Source organism: Nisaea sp., from assembly GCF_039990255.1.
Taxonomy (GTDB): Bacteria; Pseudomonadota; Alphaproteobacteria; order Thalassobaculales; family Thalassobaculaceae; genus Nisaea.
In genome coordinates this window covers 447,205-468,141 of record NZ_JBDXGG010000018.1, presented here as the reverse complement: position 1 = coordinate 468,141, position 20,937 = coordinate 447,205, and the positions used below count along the sequence as shown (strand labels likewise).

18 protein-coding genes and 1 riboswitch are annotated in these 20,937 nt (G+C 59.6%); of the genes, 13 read left to right on the top strand and 5 right to left on the bottom strand.

Annotated features, from left to right (window positions below; genetic code table 11):
* Position 1: 1 nt before the first annotated feature.
* Positions 2 to 1,294, top strand: a complete 1,293-nt coding sequence (locus ABJ076_RS12420) for an FAD-binding oxidoreductase (RefSeq protein WP_348189415.1) — start codon at positions 2 to 4, stop codon at positions 1,292 to 1,294.
* Between the two features lie 128 nt (positions 1,295 to 1,422).
* Complete coding sequence (locus tag ABJ076_RS12415) at positions 1,423 to 2,382, top strand: NAD(P)-binding domain-containing protein (RefSeq protein WP_348189417.1); 960 nt, start codon at positions 1,423 to 1,425, stop codon at positions 2,380 to 2,382.
* 51 nt (positions 2,383 to 2,433) lie between these two features.
* On the opposite strand, the gene ABJ076_RS12410 is transcribed toward ABJ076_RS12415, so the two are convergent.
* Positions 2,434 to 3,051 (bottom strand): FMN-dependent NADH-azoreductase, encoded by a 618-nt coding sequence (locus ABJ076_RS12410; protein ID WP_348189419.1) that lies wholly within the window; start codon positions 3,049 to 3,051, stop codon positions 2,434 to 2,436.
* Positions 3,052 to 3,163: 112 nt separating this feature from the next.
* Between ABJ076_RS12410 and ABJ076_RS12405 the strand changes: the two genes are divergently transcribed.
* Positions 3,164 to 4,099, top strand: a complete 936-nt coding sequence (locus ABJ076_RS12405) for a LysR family transcriptional regulator (RefSeq protein WP_348189421.1) — start codon at positions 3,164 to 3,166, stop codon at positions 4,097 to 4,099.
* Here ABJ076_RS12405 and ABJ076_RS12400 read toward each other — a convergent pair whose 3' ends face one another.
* Genes ABJ076_RS12400 through ABJ076_RS12385 form a run of 4 tightly spaced genes read right to left on the bottom strand, consistent with a single transcriptional unit; the run spans position 4,100 to position 9,238 of the window.
* Positions 4,100 to 4,741, bottom strand: a complete 642-nt coding sequence (locus ABJ076_RS12400) for a hypothetical protein (protein ID WP_348189423.1) — start codon at positions 4,739 to 4,741, stop codon at positions 4,100 to 4,102. It lies immediately after the preceding gene.
* Complete coding sequence (locus ABJ076_RS12395) at positions 4,741 to 6,402, bottom strand: transporter substrate-binding domain-containing protein (protein ID WP_348189425.1); 1,662 nt, start codon at positions 6,400 to 6,402, stop codon at positions 4,741 to 4,743. The genes ABJ076_RS12400 and ABJ076_RS12395 overlap by 1 nt, the downstream gene beginning before the upstream one ends.
* A complete protein-coding gene (locus tag ABJ076_RS12390) occupies positions 6,392 to 7,102 on the bottom strand; it encodes a methyltransferase domain-containing protein (protein ID WP_348189427.1) in 711 nt (236 codons plus the stop codon). The genes ABJ076_RS12395 and ABJ076_RS12390 overlap by 11 nt, the downstream gene beginning before the upstream one ends.
* Before the next feature lie 3 nt (positions 7,103 to 7,105).
* A complete protein-coding gene (locus ABJ076_RS12385; protein ID WP_348189428.1) occupies positions 7,106 to 9,238 on the bottom strand; it encodes an adenylate/guanylate cyclase domain-containing protein in 2,133 nt (710 codons plus the stop codon).
* Positions 9,239 to 9,680: 442 nt separating this feature from the next.
* Here ABJ076_RS12385 and ABJ076_RS12380 point away from each other — a divergent pair, with 442 nt between their 5' ends.
* From ABJ076_RS12380 to ABJ076_RS12335, 10 genes are all read left to right on the top strand, one after another.
* Entirely contained in the window at positions 9,681 to 10,424 is a 744-nt protein-coding gene (locus ABJ076_RS12380; protein WP_348189430.1) for a GntR family transcriptional regulator, read from the top strand.
* A gap of 42 nt (positions 10,425 to 10,466) precedes the next feature.
* Entirely contained in the window at positions 10,467 to 10,847 is a 381-nt protein-coding gene (gene pcaC, locus ABJ076_RS12375; RefSeq protein ID WP_348189432.1) for a 4-carboxymuconolactone decarboxylase, read from the top strand.
* Positions 10,844 to 11,587 carry a protocatechuate 3,4-dioxygenase subunit beta gene (pcaH, locus tag ABJ076_RS12370; protein WP_348189434.1) on the top strand — a complete coding sequence of 248 codons (744 nt, stop codon included), beginning with the start codon at positions 10,844 to 10,846 and terminating at the stop codon, positions 11,585 to 11,587. Before pcaC ends, pcaH begins: the two co-directional genes overlap by 4 nt.
* On the top strand, positions 11,587 to 12,201 hold the full coding sequence (gene pcaG / locus ABJ076_RS12365) for a protocatechuate 3,4-dioxygenase subunit alpha (protein WP_348189436.1): 615 nt from the start codon (positions 11,587 to 11,589) through the stop codon (positions 12,199 to 12,201). The genes pcaH and pcaG overlap by 1 nt, the downstream gene beginning before the upstream one ends.
* A gap of 144 nt (positions 12,202 to 12,345) precedes the next feature.
* Positions 12,346 to 14,052, top strand: a complete 1,707-nt coding sequence (locus tag ABJ076_RS12360; protein WP_348189438.1) for a thiamine pyrophosphate-requiring protein — start codon at positions 12,346 to 12,348, stop codon at positions 14,050 to 14,052.
* 179 nt (positions 14,053 to 14,231) lie between these two features.
* A complete protein-coding gene (locus tag ABJ076_RS12355; RefSeq protein WP_348189440.1) occupies positions 14,232 to 15,101 on the top strand; it encodes a xanthine dehydrogenase family protein subunit M in 870 nt (289 codons plus the stop codon).
* Between the two features lie 4 nt (positions 15,102 to 15,105).
* On the top strand, positions 15,106 to 15,588 hold the full coding sequence (locus ABJ076_RS12350; RefSeq protein WP_348189442.1) for a (2Fe-2S)-binding protein: 483 nt from the start codon (positions 15,106 to 15,108) through the stop codon (positions 15,586 to 15,588).
* A gap of 131 nt (positions 15,589 to 15,719) precedes the next feature.
* Positions 15,720 to 15,944: riboswitch (cobalamin riboswitch) on the top strand.
* A 108-nt stretch (positions 15,945 to 16,052) separates the two neighbouring features.
* Positions 16,053 to 17,282 (top strand): aromatic ring-hydroxylating dioxygenase subunit alpha, encoded by a 1,230-nt coding sequence (locus ABJ076_RS12345; protein ID WP_348189444.1) that lies wholly within the window; start codon positions 16,053 to 16,055, stop codon positions 17,280 to 17,282.
* Between the two features lie 3 nt (positions 17,283 to 17,285).
* Entirely contained in the window at positions 17,286 to 18,362 is a 1,077-nt protein-coding gene (locus ABJ076_RS12340) for a hybrid-cluster NAD(P)-dependent oxidoreductase (protein WP_348189446.1), read from the top strand.
* A 228-nt stretch (positions 18,363 to 18,590) separates the two neighbouring features.
* Complete coding sequence (locus ABJ076_RS12335) at positions 18,591 to 20,843, top strand: xanthine dehydrogenase family protein molybdopterin-binding subunit (protein ID WP_348189448.1); 2,253 nt, start codon at positions 18,591 to 18,593, stop codon at positions 20,841 to 20,843.
* The last annotated feature ends 94 nt before the right edge of the window (positions 20,844 to 20,937 follow it).

Genomic DNA, 20,937 nt, shown 5'->3' with positions numbered 1-20,937 from the left:
CATGGCAAGCGATACGATCTACTGGAACGCAAGCGCCGCCCCAGCCCAGGCCAAACCCGAAAGCGCGCTTCCGGAGCGTGTCGACGTCGCCATCGTCGGTGGAGGATATACCGGGCTTGCATCGGCGATCCATCTCGCACGGGCGGGACGCTCGGTCGCTGTGTTCGACGCCGAGGAAATCGGCCATGGCTGCTCGTCCCGCAACGGCGGCATGGTCGGCCCCAGTTTTCATAAGCTTGGCATTACTGGCCTGACCTCCCAATACGGCGAGACGAAAGCGCACGCCATCATGCAGGAAGGCATGAACGCTCTCGATTATTTTGAGCGCTTTGTCGCGGAAGAAGAGCTCGATTGCGATCTGCAGATGACCGGCCGCTTCCGAGGCGCCCGCAGCGTCGCTGGCTATGATGCGACAGCGCGAGAATGCGAGAAGCTGAACAAGGCCGTTGGCCTGCCTTTCGAAATGGTAGCTAAGGAAAATCAACGTGCCGAGATCGGCACGGACTTTTTCGATGGCGGCGCGGTCTACCACCGCGATGGCGGTATTCACCCCCGCAAGCTGGCCAACGCCCTGGCAACAAAAGCCGTTGAAGCCGGAGCAATGCTATTCCCGTTCACGCCCGTCAAAGGCATGCGCCGCGATGGCACTGAAACAGATATCTTCTGCGGCGGAAAGGTGGTCACAGCACGCGACGTTCTGGTCGCGACCAACGGCTATGCCGACCGCCGCACCGACGCCATGCATCAGCGGGTGGTGCAGATCCGGACCGGCGCCATCGCTACGGAAGAAATTCCAGCAGATCTGATGGCCGAGTTGTCGCCAAAAAGCCGGATGTTCGGCGAATCCGCCCGGATCTTCATGTGGTTCCGTCCGTCACCGGACGGTAAGCGCTTCATCTTTGGTGGCCGCATGGGAGAGCCCGGCTGCACCCCGGAGGAACGCGCTGCCGCCATCCATAGTGCGGCCATCCGGGTTTTCCCGCAGCTTGAGCCCATCGGAGCCGCACATGTCTGGTTCGGAGATGTTGCCTACACACCGGACCACTCCCCACATCTCGGCTTTGAGGATGGCGTTTGGCTTGCCGGCGGTTATTGCGGCTCCGGTGTTACCCGCAGCCTTTACTTCGCGATGAAATTATCCCGCCGAATCCTTGGCCAGACGGACTCGGAAACCGCCTTCGACGACCTCCCGTTCAAGAAGGTCCCATTCAAGCCGTTTTCCCGGAAAGTGGCCGACCTGATGTCCCGCTGGTGGGCATGGCAGGACGAGCGAGACCTGATAAAGCGCGCCTGAGCATTCACAGGTCGTGACACGGCGGAACGACGCCCTGCGCTTTCCGGCCAATGACCTCACGCCCCACGGCGTGGTAAATCTTCTTCCATCGATTGCGGCAGGGTTCTCTGCCGCGCTCAATCAAATGCATGAAGACCGGCAAGGCTGAACCAGTCGAACGGTCTCGGCATCTTCTGGGAGGAAGAAGCGAAATGACTGTCGGTTTTATCGGACTTGGCCGCATGGGACGCCCAATGGCGTCCAACCTTTGCCGCAAGGGCTTCAGGCTGGTTGTCAACGACATCAATCAGGAAGCAGTTAAAGAGCTTGAGCTACTGCAGGCATCGAGCGCTGCGACCGTTGCCGAAGTCGCCAGCAAGTCTGAGGTAATCGTGACCATGCTGCCGGACTCCCCTGTTGTCCGCGAGGTTATCGCCGGGCCGGACGGGATCATCGCGAACGCTCCGAAAGGCGCGCTGATCCTGGACATGAGCACGGTCGATCCGGAGACGACAGATGAACTCGCGGCTGCCGCCAAGGCAAAGGGCCTGAGCTTTGTCGACGCACCGGTCGGCCGCCTTGCCCAGCATGCGGATAGGGGCGAATCCCTGTTCATGGTCGGCGCCGAGCCGGAGGATTTCGAGCGGGTAAAGCCAATGCTCGAAGCCATGGGAAGCACCGTCTATCACTGCGGCGGAGTGGGCACCGGAACCCGAACAAAGCTCGTGAACAACTTCCTCGCCGTCGCCTCCTGCCAGTTCAACGCCGAGGCGCTGGCCCTGTCGCAGGGCTTCGGGCTCGACCTCGAACGGACGCTGGACGTGATCTACGGCACCACGGCGGTGAACGGTCAGCTCAAGGTGAACTGGCCGGACAAGGTGCTGAAGGGCGATACTTCGCCGGGTTTCACCGTCGACCTGGCTCACAAGGATCTGTCATTGATCATCCAGGCCGCCAATGCCGCAAAGGTGCCAATGCCGATGGCCGCCGCCGCGCGCGAGATGTTTACCGCCGCACGCGCCCGGGGCTTCGGCAAACAGGACTTCTCCGCCATGGCGGACGCGCATTGCGATCTTGCGAATATCGAAAAACCGCGCCTGAAACAGTAAAAACAAAGCAGCCGCCGGAGCGACCCGGCGGCTGCTTTGTAACGATTTGGATCAGGCTGCGACTGCGAACGCGTCATCCAGCGCCTTGCGGGCACCGGTCAGGGACTCTTTGCGGGCCTCGTCACCTAAGGCGAGCTTCTCAGCCCGGACGAATGTTACATCGGAAACACCGATGAAGCCGAGCATGCCGCGCAGATGCGGCTCCTGTGCATCCATTACCTGGGCCGGGCCCTCACTGTAGAGGCCGCCCCGGGTCTCGACGACGATCGCCCGCTTGCCACTCAGCAGGCCTTGCGGGCCGTTCTCAGTATAGCTGAATGTCACGCCAGCCTGCAGCACATGATCGAACCAGGTTTTCAGGGTCGAGGTGATCCCGAAATTATACATCGGTGCCCCGATCAACACTGTATCCGCTGCAATCAGTTCACCAACGAGTTCCGCCGCCAGCTTTTTCGCAACTACCTGCTCGTCATTGGTAGCCTCGGCACCTCGAATGACGCCGACCGTGTTTTCGTTAAGGTGCGGCAGCGGAGACCCGCCGACATCGCGGCGGATGATCGTCGCGCCCGGCTGCTGAGCCTGAAGTTTCGCGACCGCTTCATCGATAAGCAGTCCGGAAGTGGAAGCATCGCCGAGGGCGCTGCTGGTGAGAACGAGAATGGTCGACATGATTTGGGTCCAATGTCTGCTGGTCAGTGCGTTTCCGATAAGGTAGTGATCCTTTTTCCAGATCGGAATAGGTGCAAAACGCGCCATACTGTTGCTCTGAGAGGAACACCTGATGATCGAGATCGAGGATATGCGCTGCTTTCTCGAAGTGGTGAAAAGCCGCGGTTTCAACCGCGCGGCGGCTTATCTCGGCATATCAAAGTCCATCGTCAGCCGCCGCATCGCACGCATAGAGGCCGATCTCGGTACTGTGCTGCTGAATCGGACCACGCGGGGTGTCAGCCCGACCGAGCCCGGACTTGAATTCACGATGCGCTGCGAACGCATTCTCGCGGAATATGACGATGCACGGGAAGCCGTCGCCCAGCACGGCGGGGAAGTTGTCGGCTGCCTGCGCCTGTCGGCCCCACTCTCTTTTGGCACGCGGCATGTCGTGCCTGTTCTCTCCGAACTGGCAAAGCGCCATCCCCGGCTCGAAATCGATGTTTCTTTCAGCGACCGGAAGGTCGATCTGATCGCCGAGCGATTCGATGCCGCCATCCGCATCGGCACATTGCGGGACTCCAGCCTGATCGCCCGCCGGATCGGGCCCGCCCGCGCTATTCTGGTGGCGAGCCCCGACTATCTCAACCGACGCGGCCGACCGGAAAAACCTGCGGATCTGACGAGCCATGACTGCCTGATCTATACAGGCAGCTCCGATCCGGACATCACCCTCCGCAACGGCGACCGCTGGGTTTCCATCCGCCCGTCAGGCCGATTGAGATCGGATAATGGAGAAGCCTTGCTCGCTTGGGCCATTGAGGGGCTAGGCATTACCGGCGGGCCTACCTTCATGCTCTCCGATGCCCTCTCAAGCGGTGCCGTCGAGCCAGTGCTGGCGGACTTCCCCCTCGCTGAGCACGGCATCTACGTAATCCGGCCACCGGGCGCCAATGTCCCCGGCAAAGTGCGCGTGCTGATCGATATTCTGGTCGAGCATTTCGGCGGCGCGCCACACTGGGACGACTGCCTCATGCGTGCAGAGAAGAGCGGGATCGGACTCTAGTTAGCCGGCCGGTACTGCGTAACGGCCAAGCTGACTCTGCAACCGCCGCATCAGGAAGAAACCGAGTTGCAGGGTTAGTCCGAAGCAGAGAATACCAATGGCGAACAGCATCATCTTGTCCGCAAGCGATGTCATCGGCGCAGCCGCGCGCAGGATGACGGAAATCCCTTCGGTTACGCCGACGGCCGCCCCCGTGCTGGAGGACATCACCAGCACGAAAAACGCCCGGGTAATATTCGGCAGGAACAGCAGCGCCCCCAGCATCGAGCCCCGGCGCAACTGCATCACCGCTTCGATCCCGTTATCCACCACGTATGACGCGGAATAAGGCACGAGGGATAATGCCACCGCCATCAGTGGCGACGGCGCCAGACCGATGCTTAATTCCCCGAAGGTAATCGCTGCCCCGCGCGGGATCGCGTTCAGCAGAAAGAACATCACGACAAAGGTCGGGGCCGCCCGCATCACCCCGACCAGAGCTGCGACGATCACCTTGAAAACACCGCGTGAAAGACTCAGCAAGCAGAGCAATCCACCGAGAACGAGGCCAATGATCAGCGCGATGAAGGCGATTTCGAAATTGACCACCATACCGGCGAGCAATTGCGGCAGGAACTCTGAGAGATTCGGGAACTGGGACATCACGCGTGCCTCCTTTCGAGAACCCCGCGCAATCGGCCGCAAAGCCAGACCACGATCATGACAACCAGGACATAGAAAAGCAGAAGCATCGTGTAGGTCGTCGCCCGACCGCTTGCGAAGGAGGTGATATCTGTCAAAGCACTCAGCAGCTCTGGCGCACCGATGAAGGCGGCAACGGGTGTACCTTTGGCCGCATTGATCAGGAAAGAAACAATCTGGGTCGCCGAGCGGCTGACCGCACGACCGAACAGCTCGGTCTCTGCGACATCCTTCCCCGCATTCTCCGCATGCAATGTATGCATCGCTTCACCGATAGCCTGCCCGGCATTACTGCCGTTCATCAGACCCAGCGCCACGATGGCAGCGCCAATGGCAACCATGGAAGAATAGCTGAAAAACTCCTGTGCGAGCGCCGCCGCGATGACCACAGTCAAAACGACAGGCGAGGACTGCAAGATCACAGTAAGGACCTTGAAGATCCATTGCACAAAAGCGTTTTCCGTACTTTGCAGCGCGCCAAGCAGAAGGGCGAAGAACAGAGTTGCCCCCAACGCGCCAACAACCAGATAAAGCGAATTGAGAATGCCGCTCTGGAACAGCGTCCAGGCGGGTACCGTCTTGAACATCGGCAGAGACACTGACAGTCCTGTTTTCTCCGACATCCACTTCTCTGCAGCAACGACGCGATGCACGAACGACGTAGGCTCCAGAGCCGCGTCGAGCGGAGGCAAAACACATTCGACATTTGAATTGCCGTCCGCCGTATTGCATTCCGGGCGGGTCCAGACTTCCTGCTGGTGCTCCAGAAAGCCGGTGGCAATACTATTCTTGCGCCCGATCTCAAGGAAAACGCCGGTGCGGTGAAAGATCTGGCTCATAAGATCGAGTGCCTGAGCCAGCCGATCGCTTCCCGTGTTCGCCACGCCCATGCCCCACGGGACTTGCGCGAAACCGAATTTGGTCTCGAACCTGCGGGCAAAATCTTCATCGGTAAAATACGAGGCGAAGAAACTGTTGTCCTGCGCCGCCAGCATGCATGTCTCATCGGCAAGGCGAACCGGCAAGACCGTCGCTTCCTCGAACAGCATGAGCCGGGCCTGATGCGAGATCATCTGTGCATTCGAGCCGTTGCCGATCGTGACACAGATACTGCGCCCGGCAATATCCTTCCAGCCGGCAACCTGCAGCTCCTTCGGCCCTATCAGAACGGTCTCCGACTGATAATAGTGCGGGCGGATGAAGCGGGCCTGACTGTCGCGCTGGGTGTTGTGCCCCATGGTCGCCAGAACCACGTCGATCTTGTCTTCGTCGAGCAGAGGGATACGGGTCGCCGCCTTAACCCTGGTGAACGCGGGCTCGACCCCGAGCCTTAAAGCAATGGCTCGCGCCACATCCACGCCGTAGCCAAAACGCTCATCGCCTTCGAGGGTGCCGAACAGCGGATACTTTTCGCGGATACCCGCCCTGATACTGCCTTCACAGAAGATCCGAACCAGACGGTCGTTGTCGGGCTTCTCGCACGTCCCCGGCGTTTCAGCCTCCAGGCGAGCGTCGCCGAGCAGGCGATCAAGCGCCGCGTCCGGCGTCTCCGCCAGCGCCGTAGCACCGCCCGTGAAGAAAAGACCGGCAACGAGCAGCAGAAAACGCCATTTATCCCGCATGCGTATCTCGATCTTCTTTAGCAATTTCGACAATATGCATATCAGCAAATGCGTAAGGCCCATAGCGATGGATCGATTTCCCTTCCTCTGCCCGCAGCACGAACGGAGTCATCAGAGAGAGCTTCTCCTGATCGATCGATACCAGCACGGATTTGACGATACGAAGTGTCAGCCCGTGCGCTGCGACAGCCTCCCGCGATAGATCAAGGCCAACGAAACCATTATGGGTGAGAACCGCGCGGCCACCATCCGCCAGATGATCACGCAGACCTGTCAGGAACGGGTCGAGCAGCCTGCGGCCATCCGGCCCCCCCACACTCCATGTCGAATGACGCCCGGGAACCTCGTGATCCTCCATGGCAAAATGCGGCAAGTTGGCCGCAATCAGATCGAAACGACGGCCAGCGACCGGCTGCCACATATCTCCGCGATGAATCTGGCTGCGCGGGCCGTGCCCAAGATCCTCAAGCAGCAGGGTTCCGGCGGCGACCGCGTCATGCTCGACATCGACACCACAGAGAGAGGCCGCCCCCAGACGCGCGAGAGCTGCCAGAACGACACCGCTTCCAGACCCCATTTCCAGCGCATGCGCATCCCGGACACGCTCCACATCGAGATGCAGGGCATGTATCAGAGCCGCCGTATACTCGCTCGGTCGAAGCGCCGAAGGCGCAACGGTAATCTCTCGTAAAACGGACATTGCTCAATCTGAAACTTCTGTGGGTGTTGCGTCTTTCGCCAGTCTCAAAGCGAGACGGCGTGCCATTTCCGCAGCCACCGTATCATCCGGATAGTCCTCCAGGATCGCTTTGTAGCGTTCCAGCGCCAGATCCAGCTCTTCGGCGACCAGGGCCTCATATGCACCGCGTGTCATACGGCAAAGCCGGACAAGGTCTTCATCGGGCTCGAATTCGGGTTCCAGATCGTAAGCACCGACCAGCTCATAGATCGGCACCTTGCCCCGTCGTCCCTTGACCGCAACTTCGTCGATTGGCCTCACACAGAGCCGGTCGCCAGCCTCCTTGAAGACGGTATGGCTGATACAGATCCGCGTTCCGTAATCCTTGTTGATGCCTTCAAGTCGGGCAGCGATGTTCACACCGTCCCCCATCACCGTGTAGTTCATGCGGTCCGAAGACCCGATATTGCCGACCAGAACCGCGTCGCTGTGAAGACCTATCCGGATGTTCAGCGGCAACATCCCCTCAGCCGTCCAGTCCGCATTCAGGCGCGCCATCTCATGCTGGATCCTCAAGGCCGCGAAACAGGCATGCATGGCATGGTCGTCAAGACGGCTCGGTGCACCCCAGAAGGCCATCACGCCATCGCCGATGAATTTATCGATGGTTCCGCTTTCCCGCTTGGTCGCGCGAGTCACTGTTTCGAGATAGGTCGAAACCCGATGCAGAAGTTGCTTCGAGGGTGTTGACTCAGAAAGGGTCGAAAACCCTTCGATATCGGAGAAAAACACAGTGAGGAACTTGTTGTAACCGCCAAGCGCCAGCTTCTGATCGGTATCGATAAGCTGGCGCACCAGATCGACCGGCACGAAGGATGCGAAGGACTTGACCGTTGTGTCGAGTGTGTCGATGGCACGCCCTAGCAGCGCAACCTCCCGGATCGGGGTCTGCAGCGACAGCGGGCTTTCAACATCCAGATCCTTGATCTTCGTCACCTTGATCGCGAGCCTCTCAAGAGGTGCCGAGATCACGCCTGACAGGAAATAGATGATCACGATCTGTACAAGGATGGCGATCAGGCCAAAGATGAAGAGCTGCTTGTTTCGTTCTTCCAGCGTGCCGGTGAAATCCGAGAGCGGCGTAACAACGAACAGCTGCCAGCCTTTGCCGAAGGAAGGCGGAAACGTCGTCAGGCTTGCAACATAATCCCGGCCCTGATGCTTGAATGCATACATCCCTTTGCTATCGGCCTGCGCTTTGGCGTCACGCGGCCGCGAGCTGAAGGCAATTGCCGGCAGATCGTCGTTCAGCGACGTTATATGCATGAGCTCAGCACGGCCGCTCCGGTTGCCGTAGGTCTTCTCCTGGCGCGAATTGGCGATCACGCCTCCCTGATGGTCAAGGATGAATGAGATAGTGGCTGGGCTGATCGTGCTCTCGGCTAGGTAGTCCGACATCCCATCCAGAGTGATGTCGGCAGCCGCAACGCCGCGCACATTTCCGTCTGCTCCGTAAAAGGGAGCGCCGATGGTAAAGCCTATGAGATCCAGCACGGCGAAAACATCGACGTCACTGAGGGACATCCCGCCGGATGCCAGCGCGGTTTCATACCAGAGCCGGGCACGCGGGTCGTAGGATGTGCCTTTTTCGGAACGGCCGAGTTCACCGTGATCATCATCCAGAAAAATATAATGATCGACCGGCACTTCACCGGGTTCGCGCTTGATCCAGCGGTCGGCGTAGCGCGTCCCTGCCGGCGGCAGCTTGCCATGCACCTTGACTGCAGGGTCTATCTTCCGGGCTTGCCGGAAGGAGCCGTCTTCCAACCCGACATAGGCGCTGATGATGACATCGCTGTGCTCGATGATGCTGTGGAGATAGGTAATCGAGCCGTTGGCCTCGTAAAACTCCGGCAACTCCCCGCCGAGGGCCGATGCGCTGCGGATCAGGGACTTAATCGGGTCGAACAATTGCTCGATACTGTCGATCGCTTCGTTGTTGAAGCGATAAAGCAGCTTCTCCGCATAGATATTCGCCGCTTCCTGATTAGAAACGTAGTTCACCGCAACAATGGTCAGAAATACCGGCAAAGTCAGGATGATGAACAACGTCAGTATGACTGGACGCAGGCGCAAATTATTTGTCGAGAAACTCATTCCAGTGCTCACTCGGCGCCCTAATGATTCGATCTAACATATGATAGTTGGATAGTTTTTTATCGCCGAGGACTATTTATCAAAGCCTTCCGACCGTCAACGCAGGCACAGAAAAGTCACGCCCTTGAATGGCAGGTGCATCAAGCAAACCGCCCATTTCCGCATTTCTGACAAATCTCTAAGCCGAAACGCTCACCGTGCGGCCCACCTTGGGCGCTCGAACTACACAAAGGCCACTGATTAGGCGAAGGAGCCCTAATAATCTGATGAATTAAACGCAGAGAGCAATACAGATAAAAACAAAACTGTATACAGTTTCTTTAAAACGAAAATTTATATAATTGATTTTATTGAATTTATAAAATTCCTTTCCCAGAAATGTATACACCTTGGCGTGAAATACGTAACATTCGCCCTCGTCAGGTGGAGTTAGGAATCGAAGATGCTGGGGAGCGAAAGCCAGAAACGGGCGTTGAGCCAGTCGGAACGTGCGCTATCGGGCATCAGGGAGCTTTTGTTTTCCGGGGTTTTCGAGCCCGGCGCCCGGTTAAGCGAGCCGGCCATCGCCGACCGACTACAACTCTCCCGCACCCCCGTCCGCGCCGCGCTCGCTCGGCTTGAGCAGGAAGGCGCTGTAGACTCCATTCCTTCCGGCGGCTTCTCAGTTCGTAAATTCGCGACCGATGATATCCTTGATGCCATTGAGTTACGTGGTGTGCTGGAAGGCACAGCCGCACGACTGGCTGCCGAGCGGGGCATTTCCCCGGCCAAGGCAATGTCCTTCAAGACGCTGCTTTCAGAGATTGATGCACTGCTTCAAGTCCCGGAGAGCGACATCGATCATGCTTCCTACACCGCCAGCAATGCGGCCTTCCACGGCCTGTTGAAAGAGAGCTGCGACAGTTCTGTTATCGCACGGGAAATTGACCGACTGACCGGACTGCCTTTTGCCAGTCCGAACGCACTCCTCATGGTGCAGCGGGACCTGCCGGAATTTCACGGCTCACTGGTTCTGGCCCAATCGCAGCACCGGGCAATCGTGAATGCCATCGAGCTACGCGAAGGCAGCCGGGCCGAGGCCCTCGCCCGCGAGCATGCCCGCCTAGCCCGGCGCAATCTCGAAGTTGCCATGAACGATGACAGGATCAAGGCCCGCTATCCCGCCCTCATCCTGGTGACGGCCTGAACAGACAACATAGAAACCATCAATTCGGGAAGAGACGACGCTATGAGTGAACGCTTTGACAATGGCATGAAGATCCGCCGCTCGGTACTGGGCGACGCCCATGTGGATCGGGCCGAAGCGGCAAAGACGGCATTCGACGAGCCGTTCCAGAGCTTCATCACCGAAGGTGCCTGGGGAACGGTCTGGGCCAGCGACAAGCTTACAAAGCGCGAACGCTCCATGATCACTCTCGCCCTGCTGGCCGCGCTCGGCCAATGGGACGAAGTCGCCATGCATGTCCGCGCCTCAGCGAATACCGGAGCCACGCCGGAGGATCTCCGGGAAGCGATGATGCATGTGGCCGTCTATGCCGGAGTTCCAGCCGCGAACCACGCGCTGAAAATCATCAAGAAGACCTATGAAGAGATGGGAGTGGAGTTATGAGCCTCACCAACCAGAGGCCGGCCGGCGGGTTTTTCGCCAGGGACCGGGGCTGGCAACCCGAAGCACTGACGCCGCAATACAAAACCTCTGTGGCACGTTCGCCGAGCCGGGCACTGCTGTCCATGCCTCAGACCCTCAGCGAAGTCACCGGGCCGGTATTCGGCCAAAACGTGATCGGCGCGCTGGATAACGACCTGATCCTGAATTTTGCCAAGTCGGGCGAGAGCGCTATCGGGCCACGTATCATTGTCTATGGCCGCGTGCTCGACGAGAACGGACGTGGCGTTCCGAATGTGCTGGTGGAATTCTGGCAGGCCAATGCCGGTGGCCGCTACCGGCATGCAAAGGAAGGTTACATCGCACCGCTGGACCCGAATTTCGGTGGTTGCGGACGCACCATTACCGGCGAGGACGGCTCCTACGAATTCCGCACCGTGCAGCCCGGCCCCTACCCCTGGCCGAACCGGGGCAATGACTGGCGCCCGGCCCACATCCATTTCTCGCTGTTCGGGCAGGGCTTCGCCCAGCGGCTGATCACGCAGATGTATTTCGAGGGCGATCCGATGATCTGGAAATGCCCGATCGTGGATGTCGTGCCCCATCGCGAGGGGATCGAAAGCCTGATCGCGCTTCTGGACATGGACAGCACGGTGCCGATGGATGCCCGTGCCTACAAATTTGACATGGTCCTGCGCGGCAAGCGCTCGACCCTGTTCGAGAACAAACTGGAGGGGAACTGATGCAGTCGCTAAACCGTCTGAAGGAAAGCCCGAGCCAGACAGCGGGGCCATATGTTCACATCGGCTGCATGCCGAATTTCTGCGACATTGAAGGCGTCTACCCCGAAGATCTCGGCTCCACCATGGTGAACGAGCAGACCAGGGGGGAGCGGATCAGCGTCACCGGCATCGTCTATGACGGCACGGGAACGCCGCTAAAGGATGCCATGATCGAGATCTGGCAGGCCGACGCGGACGGGCTTTACCCCAGCCCGGAGGAGCATCGCGGCACGGCAGATCCGAACTTCACCGGCTGGGGCCGCAAGGCCGGAGACTACACAACCGGCGAATGGGTTTTCGAAACCGTGAAGCCTGGCGCGGTCCCCTTCCCTGACGGCCGCATGATGGCTCCCCATATCAGTCTGTGGATTGTCGCGCGCGGCATCAATATCGGCCTGCAGACCAGGCTTTATTTCGAGGACGAGGCAGACGCCAACGCGAAAGATCCCATCCTGACACGGCTGGAACACCAGAACCGGGTGCCGACCCTGATCGCCAAGAAGACCGGAGATAGCGCCTACCGGTTCGATATCAATCTGCAGGGCGAGAACGAAACCGTATTCTTCGACTTCTGAGCCGGCGAAACACCTGAATACGAAGAGGACGGCTAATGTCTGCCCGTCCCCTTCGTTCGTAATTAGGGTTATTCCGATCAATAATCCACTGAACACCATCATTTCAGCGTCAGACTGAAAGCAGATAAATCTCCGGGAGGATCAATGTCAGGCTCGCGCGAAACCATTACCGCCGGCGGCGCAATCTTCACGCGCCTGAAGGCGCTCGGCATCGATTACGTGTTCTGCAACTCCGGCACGGATTTCCCGCCGATTATCGAAGGCCTCGCCGAAGCGAAGGCGAAAGACATCGCCCTGCCGCAGGCTCTGACGATCCCGCACGAGCACGCGGCCATGAGCATGGCCCACGGTTACTACCAGCTCTCCGGCAAATGCCCTGCCGTCATGCTGCATACCAATGTCGGCCTGTCGAACGGGGTCACCGGCGCCATCAACGCGGCCTGCGCCCATGTGCCGATGCTGCTGATGTCCGGTCGCACGCCGATCACCGAGCACAGCCGGTTCGGCGCCCGCACCGTGCCCATCGGCTGGGGCCAGGAAATGCGCGATCAGGCAGGCATGGTCCGGGAATGCTGCAAGTGGGACTTCGAGCTGCGCTACCCGGAGCAGATCACCGAGCTGATGGACCGTGCCTATGCCATCTCGAACTCGACGCCAAAAGGCCCCTCTTATCTCTCCCTGCCCCGGGAAGTCCTGTGTGAGACCATCTCCGCCGACGGTCTGACCGGCGACGGGGCGATGGCTCCTGCCCGGATCATGCCGGAAGCCTCCGACCTGCAGGCAGCGGCCAAGGCTTTGGCAAACGCGGAGAACCCGCTGATCATCGCCCAGCGCGGTGCCGGGAATGCGTCCAGTTTTGCGCAGTTCCAACAGATGGTCTCGGACTGGGCCATCCCGGTCTGTTCCTACTGGGCCGTCGAGCTGGCGTTGCCGACGGATCATGACTGCCATGTTGGCCCTAACCCGTCGCCCTGGATCGAGAAGGCCGATGTCATCCTGATTCTGGACAGCCTCGCTCCCTGGCAGCCTGACATTCACAAGCCGCGCAGCGATGCCACCATCATCAATCTCGGCCCCGACCCGATCTTCTCCCGCTTCCCGGTACGCAATTTCAAATCCGCCATCACCCTTACCGGTGAGAGCGCAGACACTATCCCAGCACTTGCCGCAGAGCTCGACACGCAAGCGAGGAACCAGTCCCGTATCCGCGACCGCCGGGAGCGGATCGCCAAAGCTTCCTCAGCCAACCGGGCGGATATGGTCCGCGTTGCGGAAGCCGGAAACAGCGGCCCCATGACCAAGCAATGGGTCAGCCAGTGCCTCGGTAAGGCGCTCGAAGGACGACCATCCACCGTCTATTCTGAGCTGGGCACCATGCTTGGCTTTCTGAGTCGCCGAGAGGTGAACTCCTTTTTTCAGGAACCCCATTCAGGTGGTCTCGGCTGGGGGCTTCCCGCCGCCCTCGGGGCGCAGCTCGCCGATCCGGACCGGCTGGTGGTCGCCACCATGGGCGACGGCTCCTACATGTTCTCGAACCCAACAGTCTGCCACCAGATCGCCGAAGCGCTGGAACTGCCGATCATCACGCTGATCCTGAACAACCACGAATGGGGCGCCGTCCGGCAATCTGTTGTCGGACTTTATCCAGACGGTTATGCCGCGAAATCGAACGAGGTTCCATTGACGGCTCTGACGCCGAGCCCGGACTTCCGGCAGACCGCCAGCGCAAGCAATGCCCATGTCGAGCGCGTAGAACGGGGAAGCGAGCTGCCCGCCGCCCTTGAACGCGCCATCGCCATTGCGACAAAAGAGCGAAGGCAGGTCCTGCTGGATGTGCAGGTCGCCGCGTAAACCTGAAGTCAAAGGCAACTCTTTCCCGCCTCGAACAGGACTGGTCCTGCTCGTTGGGGTTGTTCAGAGCCCCTCCAGCCGTGTAGCCTTCTTTCATTCATGTATTGGAGGAAAACGCCCCCGGCCAATGTGGCGGCGGATCCGGTGTGTGAAATGGGAACGACGCTGGGAAACTCTTTATGACAGATATTCAATATGTAGCGCCAACGACGCTGGATGAAGCGGTCGGCGCTTATGCTGCGGCGAATGGCGCAGCCCGTATTCTGGCCGGCGGCACAGACCTGCTGGTGCAGATGCGTGCGGGCATGGTCAAGCCCGGTCTGATTGTCGATATCAAGAAAGTCGGGGAACTGAGCGCGATCGAGCAGACGCAGGATGGTGGCTTCCGGGTAGGCGCTGCCGTGGCTGGCGCTGTTCTGGAAGAACACCCGACATTCGGCAAGGTTTGGCCCGGGGTACTCGAAGGTCTGAACCTGATCGGCTCGACGCAGGTTCAGGGTCGCGCTTCCGCCGGCGGTAATCTCTGCAACGGCTCGCCTGCTGCCGACAGCATTCCCAGCCTGGTCGCCGCCGGTGCGGTCGCGACAGTTCAGGGACCTGACGGACGTCGTGATATCCCGGTTGAGAAAATCCCTACAGGCCCTGGTAAAACCAGCCTCGCGCCCGGCGAGATTCTGGTCAGCTTTACGCTGCCGCCGCGCCCGGCGCATTCGAGCGACGCCTATCTACGCATGATCCCAAGAACGGAAATGGATATTGCGGTCGTCGGCTGCGCTGTCAGCCTCACCATGGATGGTGACACCTGCACCGCCGCCCGCGTCAGCCTCGGCGCCGTTGCCCCGACCGTGCTTCTGGTCGAGGACGCAGCCAAAGCATTGATCGGCTCCAAGCTGGACGATGCCGCACTGGACAAGGCTGCGGCCGCGTGCAGCGCGGCCTGCCGCCCGATTGACGACAAACGCGGTACCATTGCCTATCGTACGAAAGTCGCGGGCGTGCTGCTCAAGCGCACCACCGCCATCGCCGCCGAACGCGCCAAGGGAGGCTGAGCACATGGCCAAGATGCACATCACCACCACTATTAATGGCGAGCCGACGGAATTCCTCTGTGAGCCTTATGAGACCATGCTGGACGTGCTCCGGGATAATCTCGGCATGACCGGTTCCAAGGAAGGCTGTGGCTCCGGCGATTGCGGCGCCTGCAGCGTTACTCTGGATGACCGGCTGGTCTGCTCCTGCCTGATGCTGGCCGCAGAGGCCGAAGGGCACGAAATTAAAACGATCGAGGGCATGTCCGAGGGTGAAGCTCTGCATCCGCTGCAGCAGAAGTTCCTCGAAACGGCTGCGCTGCAATGCGGTATCTGCACGCCGGGCGTGCTGGTCGCGGCGGATGCCCTGCTGAAGAAAAACCCGAACCCGAGCGAGACCGAAGTGCGGTATTGGCTTGCAGGCAATCTCTGCCGTTGCACCGGCTATGACAAGATTGTCCGTGCCGTTCTAGAGACCGCCGCAGATCTGCGCGGCGCCGCCGAATAAAGACTTTACAGGCAAGACCGCCGCAGGCTCGAAACGGCCCCCGCGGCGGTCTTCTTCAAACATTTTTCGAATGTTTATTTTGCGACGCAGCAATGTCGTTCCCATGACGAACGCTACCCGCTCTCTCGTGCTCTAATTTCAGCGTTCGAGGTGCCGTGTTGGCCGAACCGACATCGTGTTTGTTGGGACAGCATGGAGAATTGGGAAACCGGCCCGAAACCGGTGCTGCCCCCGCAACGGTGGCGGAGCAAAAGTACCCGCAAATGCCACTGGGCCATGATCGGCCCGGGAAGGCGCGGGGGCAAAAGTTGGACCGCTCCGAAGTCCGGAAACCAGCCTTGAACGGACGCAACTGACGGGATCGCGGTGGGCGATTTCGGGGTAGTACGGGTTATTGGCGTAGAACGCCTTCAGCTCTTTCACCTCACTCCCGCCGATATCCACGCGTATCGCGAGGATGAGAGATGAGCGCGCGCAACTACATGCTGGCCTTGCTGAACCAGCAACGGAGCGGACACAGCCTGGCACAGCCATTCTATGGTGACCCGGATATTTTCCGGCTCGACATGGAACAGATCTGGTACCGCGAGTGGCTGTTCGCGATCCCGGCATGTGAGCTGACGAAGCCCGGCAGCTATGTCACCCACAAGGTTGGCGATTATCGCGTCATCATCGTGCGCGGCGCGGACAATATGATCCGGGCCTTCCACAATACCTGCCGGCATCGTGGCTCGGTCATCTGCAAGGCTGCCAAGGGTAATGCCCCTAAACTGGTCTGCCCTTATCATCAGTGGACTTATGAGCTTGATGGCAAGTTGCTCTGGGCCAGGGACATGGGAGCCGATTTCGATGCAACACAGCACGGCCTGAAGCCAGTGCATTGCCGTGAACTTTCCGGCCTCATCTATATCTGCCTCGCCGACGACGCGCCCGACTTCGACGCCTATGCCGATTTTGTTAAGCCTTATCTCGCACCGCATGACCTGAGCAATGCCAAGGTTGCACATGGGAGCAGCATCATCGAGAGCGGCAATTGGAAGCTGGTCTGGGAAAATAACCGAGAGTGCTATCACTGCAGCGGCAATCACCCGAGCCTATGCCGCACCTTTCCCGAAGACCCGACCGTCTCCGGTGTCGAGGGGGACATTCCGCTGCAACTTCAGTCTCATTTTGAACGAATGGAAGCACAGGGCTTTCCGTCCCGATTCAAGATGTCGGAGAATATGCAGTACCGGGTCACCCGGATGCCACTGCTTGAGGGCGCTGAAAGCTACACGATGGATGGCAAAATCGCGGTCAACAAGTTCCTCGGCCGGATCGCTGACAAGTCAGCCGGCACCCTGTTGAAATTCCATTATCCGACGACCTGGAACCATTTTCTCGCGGACCATTCCATTGTCTTCCGTGTGACCCCCATCGGACCGACTGAAACTGAGGTCACGACCAAGTGGTTGGTCAACAAGAACGCAGTCGAAGGCCAGGATTATGACCTGAAACGCCTGACCGAAGTCTGGACGGCCACAAACGACGAAGACCGCCGCGTGGTCGAAGACAACCAGCATGGCATCAATTCCCCCGCCTATGAACCGGGACCGTATTCACGGACACAGGAAAGTGGCGTGATTTCATTCGTCGACTGGTACCGCAACACAATGGGCGACCGGTTACAGCCGACCATGATGGCGGCGGAATAACCCATGGCCGCACCATCCCCCATTCTGGATGCCGGTGTATGGCACGACAGCGAGCTGCTTGAATGCGTTTCCGTCCTGCCGGAGGTGCCGAACACCGCGACCTTCACTTTCCAGGCCCCGTCCGGTGCATTGTTCGATTTTCAGGCTGGCCAGTTTCTGACGTTGGAGATTCCGACTCCCGGCGGGCCGGTGCACCGGACTTACACAATCTCGTCCTCGCCCTCGCGGCCCCGGTCTATCTGCATCACCGCCAAGGCGCAGGATACCAGCATCGGCACCCGCTGGATGCTCGACAATCTCGGTCCCGGCGTGAAGATCAAGGCGATCGGCCCCGCAGGTCTCTTCTGCATGGCACAGCATCCCGCGCCGAAATATCTCTTCATCTCCGCCGGATCGGGCATCACGCCGATGATGTCCATGACAACTTACATGTACGATCTCGGCACCGAGCCCGACGTGGTGCTGATCAATTGCGCCAAGCGCCCGTCGGAGATCATCTTCCGGGAACGGCTCGAGCACATGGCGAGCCGTGTTCCGGGCATCGATCTGAAATTCGTCGTGGAAGAGCCAGACCGATATCGACCGTGGACTGGCTACCAAGGCATGTTCAACCAGCTCATGTTGGGCTTGATGACGCCGGATTATCTTGAGCGTGAGGTCTTCTGTTGCGGACCTGAGCCGTTCATGCAGGCAGTTCGAGAAGCACTTGCAGGCTTCGGCTTCGACATGGACCATTACCATCAGGAAAGTTTCCAGGCGCCAGCCGCCAAGGAAGAAGACATCCCGGAACTGGAAGATACTGTTCCCGACGAAGGCGCCATGGCGGAGATTGTCTTCGCCGCCTCCGGCGTTACCGGGCACTTTGCCGAAACAGACACCGTGCTTAATGCCGCCAAAACCTCCGGACTCAACATCCCGTCCGGCTGCACCTTCGGCGTCTGCGGCACCTGCAAGATCAAGAAGCTCTCCGGTGAGGTGCACATGGTGCACAACGGCGGCATCTCGGAAGACGATATCGAGGCTGGCTACATCCTCGCCTGCTGTTCCAATCCGATCGGCCGTATCGAGGTAGAGGTGTAAACCTTTCACGGAACCCTGCACCTTTTACCAGGCAGTTCATCCAGGCATTGCACAAATCGGCACATTCTCTTCGCGCTCCCGACCTTGTTCATGAGAGCGAAGAGCGTGTAGGCTTTCTCCAGCGAAGAATGAATTTTGCCAGCATCGTCTTCAGGCCACGGGCCGGGCGAAATGCAAAGCCGGGATGAACGGGGCAACAGAAAGCTCTGGACCGCAGGGAGAGCCAGCATGAACGAGAATTCAAACAAATGGATCGGCACGAGTACGATCCGTCCGGACGGCGCCGACAAAGTAACCGGCAAGGCCGCCTATGCGGCGGACACCAACATGCCCGGCATGATCTGGGGCAAGGTGCTGCGCAGCCCGCATCCACATGCCATCATCCGCTCCATCGACACTTCCAAAGCCGAGGCACTGCCCGGCGTGAAGTCCATTGTCACGGCCGAAGATATCGTCGATTTCTCCGTTCATACGCCTGTGCCGCTCGGCATTCAGGACATGCGCTGGATGTGCCGCAATGTGATGGCGCGCGAGAAGGCGCTGTTCCACGGACATCCAATCGCAGCGGTTGCGGCAACCTCCGGAGAGATTGCCCAACAGGCCTGCGAGCTGATCGAAGTCGATTACGAGGTCCTGCCCTGGGCCATTGAGATCGATGACGCTATCGCCGACGATGCGCCGATTTTGCACGATTTCATCGAATTCGAAGGCAAGCCGTCAAACATTGTCGGCACACTTGAGCACACCCTGGGCGACATCGATGCTGGTTTTGGCGAAGCCGACGTAATCATCGAGCGGAGCTTCGACACAAGGCCTGTCCATCAGGGCTATATCGAGCCCCATGCCTGCCTTGTCAGTGTTGCGGCCGACGGCAAGACCACGATCTGGAGTTCCAGCCAGGGCCAATTCATGGTCCGCGCCATGACCGCGTTCCTGACCGGCATCCCGCAGAGCGATATCCGGGCAATCCCGGCCGAGATCGGCGGCGGTTTCGGCGGCAAGACCATCATTTATCTTGAACCCGTCGCAGCCATGCTATCGAAAAAATCGGGGCGTCCGGTGAAGATGGTGATGAGCCGCGAGGACGTCATGCGGGCCTCGGGGCCGACCTCGGGCGCCAAGAGCATGGTCAAGATCGGCGCCAAGAAAGACGGCACTATCGTGGCCGGACATGCGGTCCACTACCTGCAGGCCGGCGCATTCCCGGGCGCACCGATCCGCGGCGCTTGCGGCTGCTGCTTTGCGCCATACGATATTCCGAACGTGCTCTCTTTCGGCTACGACGTGGTCTCCAACCGTTCCAAGGTCGCGGCATATCGGGCCCCGGGTGCACCCATTGGCGCCTATGCGGTCGAAAGCGTGCTGGATGAGGTCGCCGAGGAACTCGGTATCGACCCTCTGGAGCTACGCCTCAAAAACGCCGCCAAGCAGGGTACGAAAGCTGCGCACGGCCCAGTCTATCCGGTCATGGGCTTTGCCGAGACGGTGAAAGCCGCGCTCGCGCATGAGCATTACAAGGCCCCCCTCGGCAAATTCCAGGGTCGGGGCGTTGCCAGCGGTTACTGGTTCAATGCGGGTGGCGAGTCCAGTGCCCAGGTGAACATCACCGAAGACGGCAATGTCGTCGTCACCACGGGTCATCCGGATATCGGCGGCTCTCGTGCGTCAATCGCCAACATCACTGCGGAATTGCTCGGCATCGACTATCGACGGGTCTCGGTTCTGATCGGCGACACCGCGACCATCGGCTATAGCAACCTGACCGGCGGCAGCCGTGTCCTTTTTGCCTCTGCCATGGTGGTGACCCAGTCGACAGAGCAGGTGATCGAAAGGCTGCGCGGTCTGGCCGCCAAGATCTGGGGCATCGATGCCGAAGCGGTCACCTGGTCGGATGGGGCAGCCCGCCCGGCTGGCGAGAATGCTGGTAAATTCGATCCTCTCACTCTTGAAGATCTTGCGGCACGCTCGAATGAGACCGGCGGGCCGATCGGTGCGGGCGTTCAGCTCAATACCGCTGGCGCCGAAGGCGGTTTCGCGACGCATGTCTGCGACGTCGAGGTCGATGTCGACCTTGGGATCGTCCGCGTGGTCCGCTACACCTCGTTCCAGGACGTCGGAAAAGCAGTTCATCCGGCCTATGTTGAAGGGCAGATGCAAGGCGGAGCCGTTCAGGGCATCGGCTGGGCACTGAATGAGGAATACATCTACAACAAGGATGGCAAGGTCGATAACCCGGGCTTCCTGGATTACCGGATGCCGGTCTGCTCAGACGTGCCGATGCTGGACAATGTGATCATCGAGATCCCGAACCCGAAACACCCGCAGGGTGTCCGCGGCGTCGGCGAGGTCCCGCTGGTGCCGCCGCTGGCAGCCATTCGGAACGCCGTCTACAACGCCCTTGGTGTTCGCTTCTACAGCCTGCCTATGTCCCCGCCAAAGGTCCTGGAAAAGCTGGACGCGACAAAGATGGCGGCGGAGTAATCGTCGGCGAGCCTCCTGTCCTCTAAAGTCAGGAGCAAGAGGCTTCCGAAAGCGAAATACCGGAAGCAGCGCCAACCTCTGTTGATTCTGCTTC

Coding starts and splice junctions, on each gene's coding strand:
- ABJ076_RS12410 (WP_348189419.1), bottom strand. CDS start 3,051: ATGTCGACCATTCTCGTTCTCACCAGCAGCGCCCTCGGCGATGCTTCC.
- ABJ076_RS12350 (WP_348189442.1), top strand. CDS start 15,106: ATGGCCAAGATGCACATCACCACCACTATTAATGGCGAGCCGACGGAA.
- pcaC (WP_348189432.1), top strand. CDS start 10,467: ATGAGTGAACGCTTTGACAATGGCATGAAGATCCGCCGCTCGGTACTG.
- ABJ076_RS12390 (WP_348189427.1), bottom strand. CDS start 7,102: ATGTCCGTTTTACGAGAGATTACCGTTGCGCCTTCGGCGCTTCGACCG.
- ABJ076_RS12385 (WP_348189428.1), bottom strand. CDS start 9,238: ATGAGTTTCTCGACAAATAATTTGCGCCTGCGTCCAGTCATACTGACG.
- ABJ076_RS12400 (WP_348189423.1), bottom strand. CDS start 4,741: ATGTCCCAGTTCCCGAATCTCTCAGAGTTCCTGCCGCAATTGCTCGCC.
- ABJ076_RS12380 (WP_348189430.1), top strand. CDS start 9,681: ATGCTGGGGAGCGAAAGCCAGAAACGGGCGTTGAGCCAGTCGGAACGT.
- ABJ076_RS12405 (WP_348189421.1), top strand. CDS start 3,164: ATGATCGAGATCGAGGATATGCGCTGCTTTCTCGAAGTGGTGAAAAGC.
- ABJ076_RS12335 (WP_348189448.1), top strand. CDS start 18,591: ATGAACGAGAATTCAAACAAATGGATCGGCACGAGTACGATCCGTCCG.
- ABJ076_RS12355 (WP_348189440.1), top strand. CDS start 14,232: ATGACAGATATTCAATATGTAGCGCCAACGACGCTGGATGAAGCGGTC.
- ABJ076_RS12360 (WP_348189438.1), top strand. CDS start 12,346: ATGTCAGGCTCGCGCGAAACCATTACCGCCGGCGGCGCAATCTTCACG.
- ABJ076_RS12345 (WP_348189444.1), top strand. CDS start 16,053: ATGAGCGCGCGCAACTACATGCTGGCCTTGCTGAACCAGCAACGGAGC.
- ABJ076_RS12420 (WP_348189415.1), top strand. CDS start 2: ATGGCAAGCGATACGATCTACTGGAACGCAAGCGCCGCCCCAGCCCAG.
- ABJ076_RS12340 (WP_348189446.1), top strand. CDS start 17,286: ATGGCCGCACCATCCCCCATTCTGGATGCCGGTGTATGGCACGACAGC.
- ABJ076_RS12395 (WP_348189425.1), bottom strand. CDS start 6,402: ATGCGGGATAAATGGCGTTTTCTGCTGCTCGTTGCCGGTCTTTTCTTC.
- pcaG (WP_348189436.1), top strand. CDS start 11,587: ATGCAGTCGCTAAACCGTCTGAAGGAAAGCCCGAGCCAGACAGCGGGG.
- pcaH (WP_348189434.1), top strand. CDS start 10,844: ATGAGCCTCACCAACCAGAGGCCGGCCGGCGGGTTTTTCGCCAGGGAC.
- ABJ076_RS12415 (WP_348189417.1), top strand. CDS start 1,423: ATGAAGACCGGCAAGGCTGAACCAGTCGAACGGTCTCGGCATCTTCTG.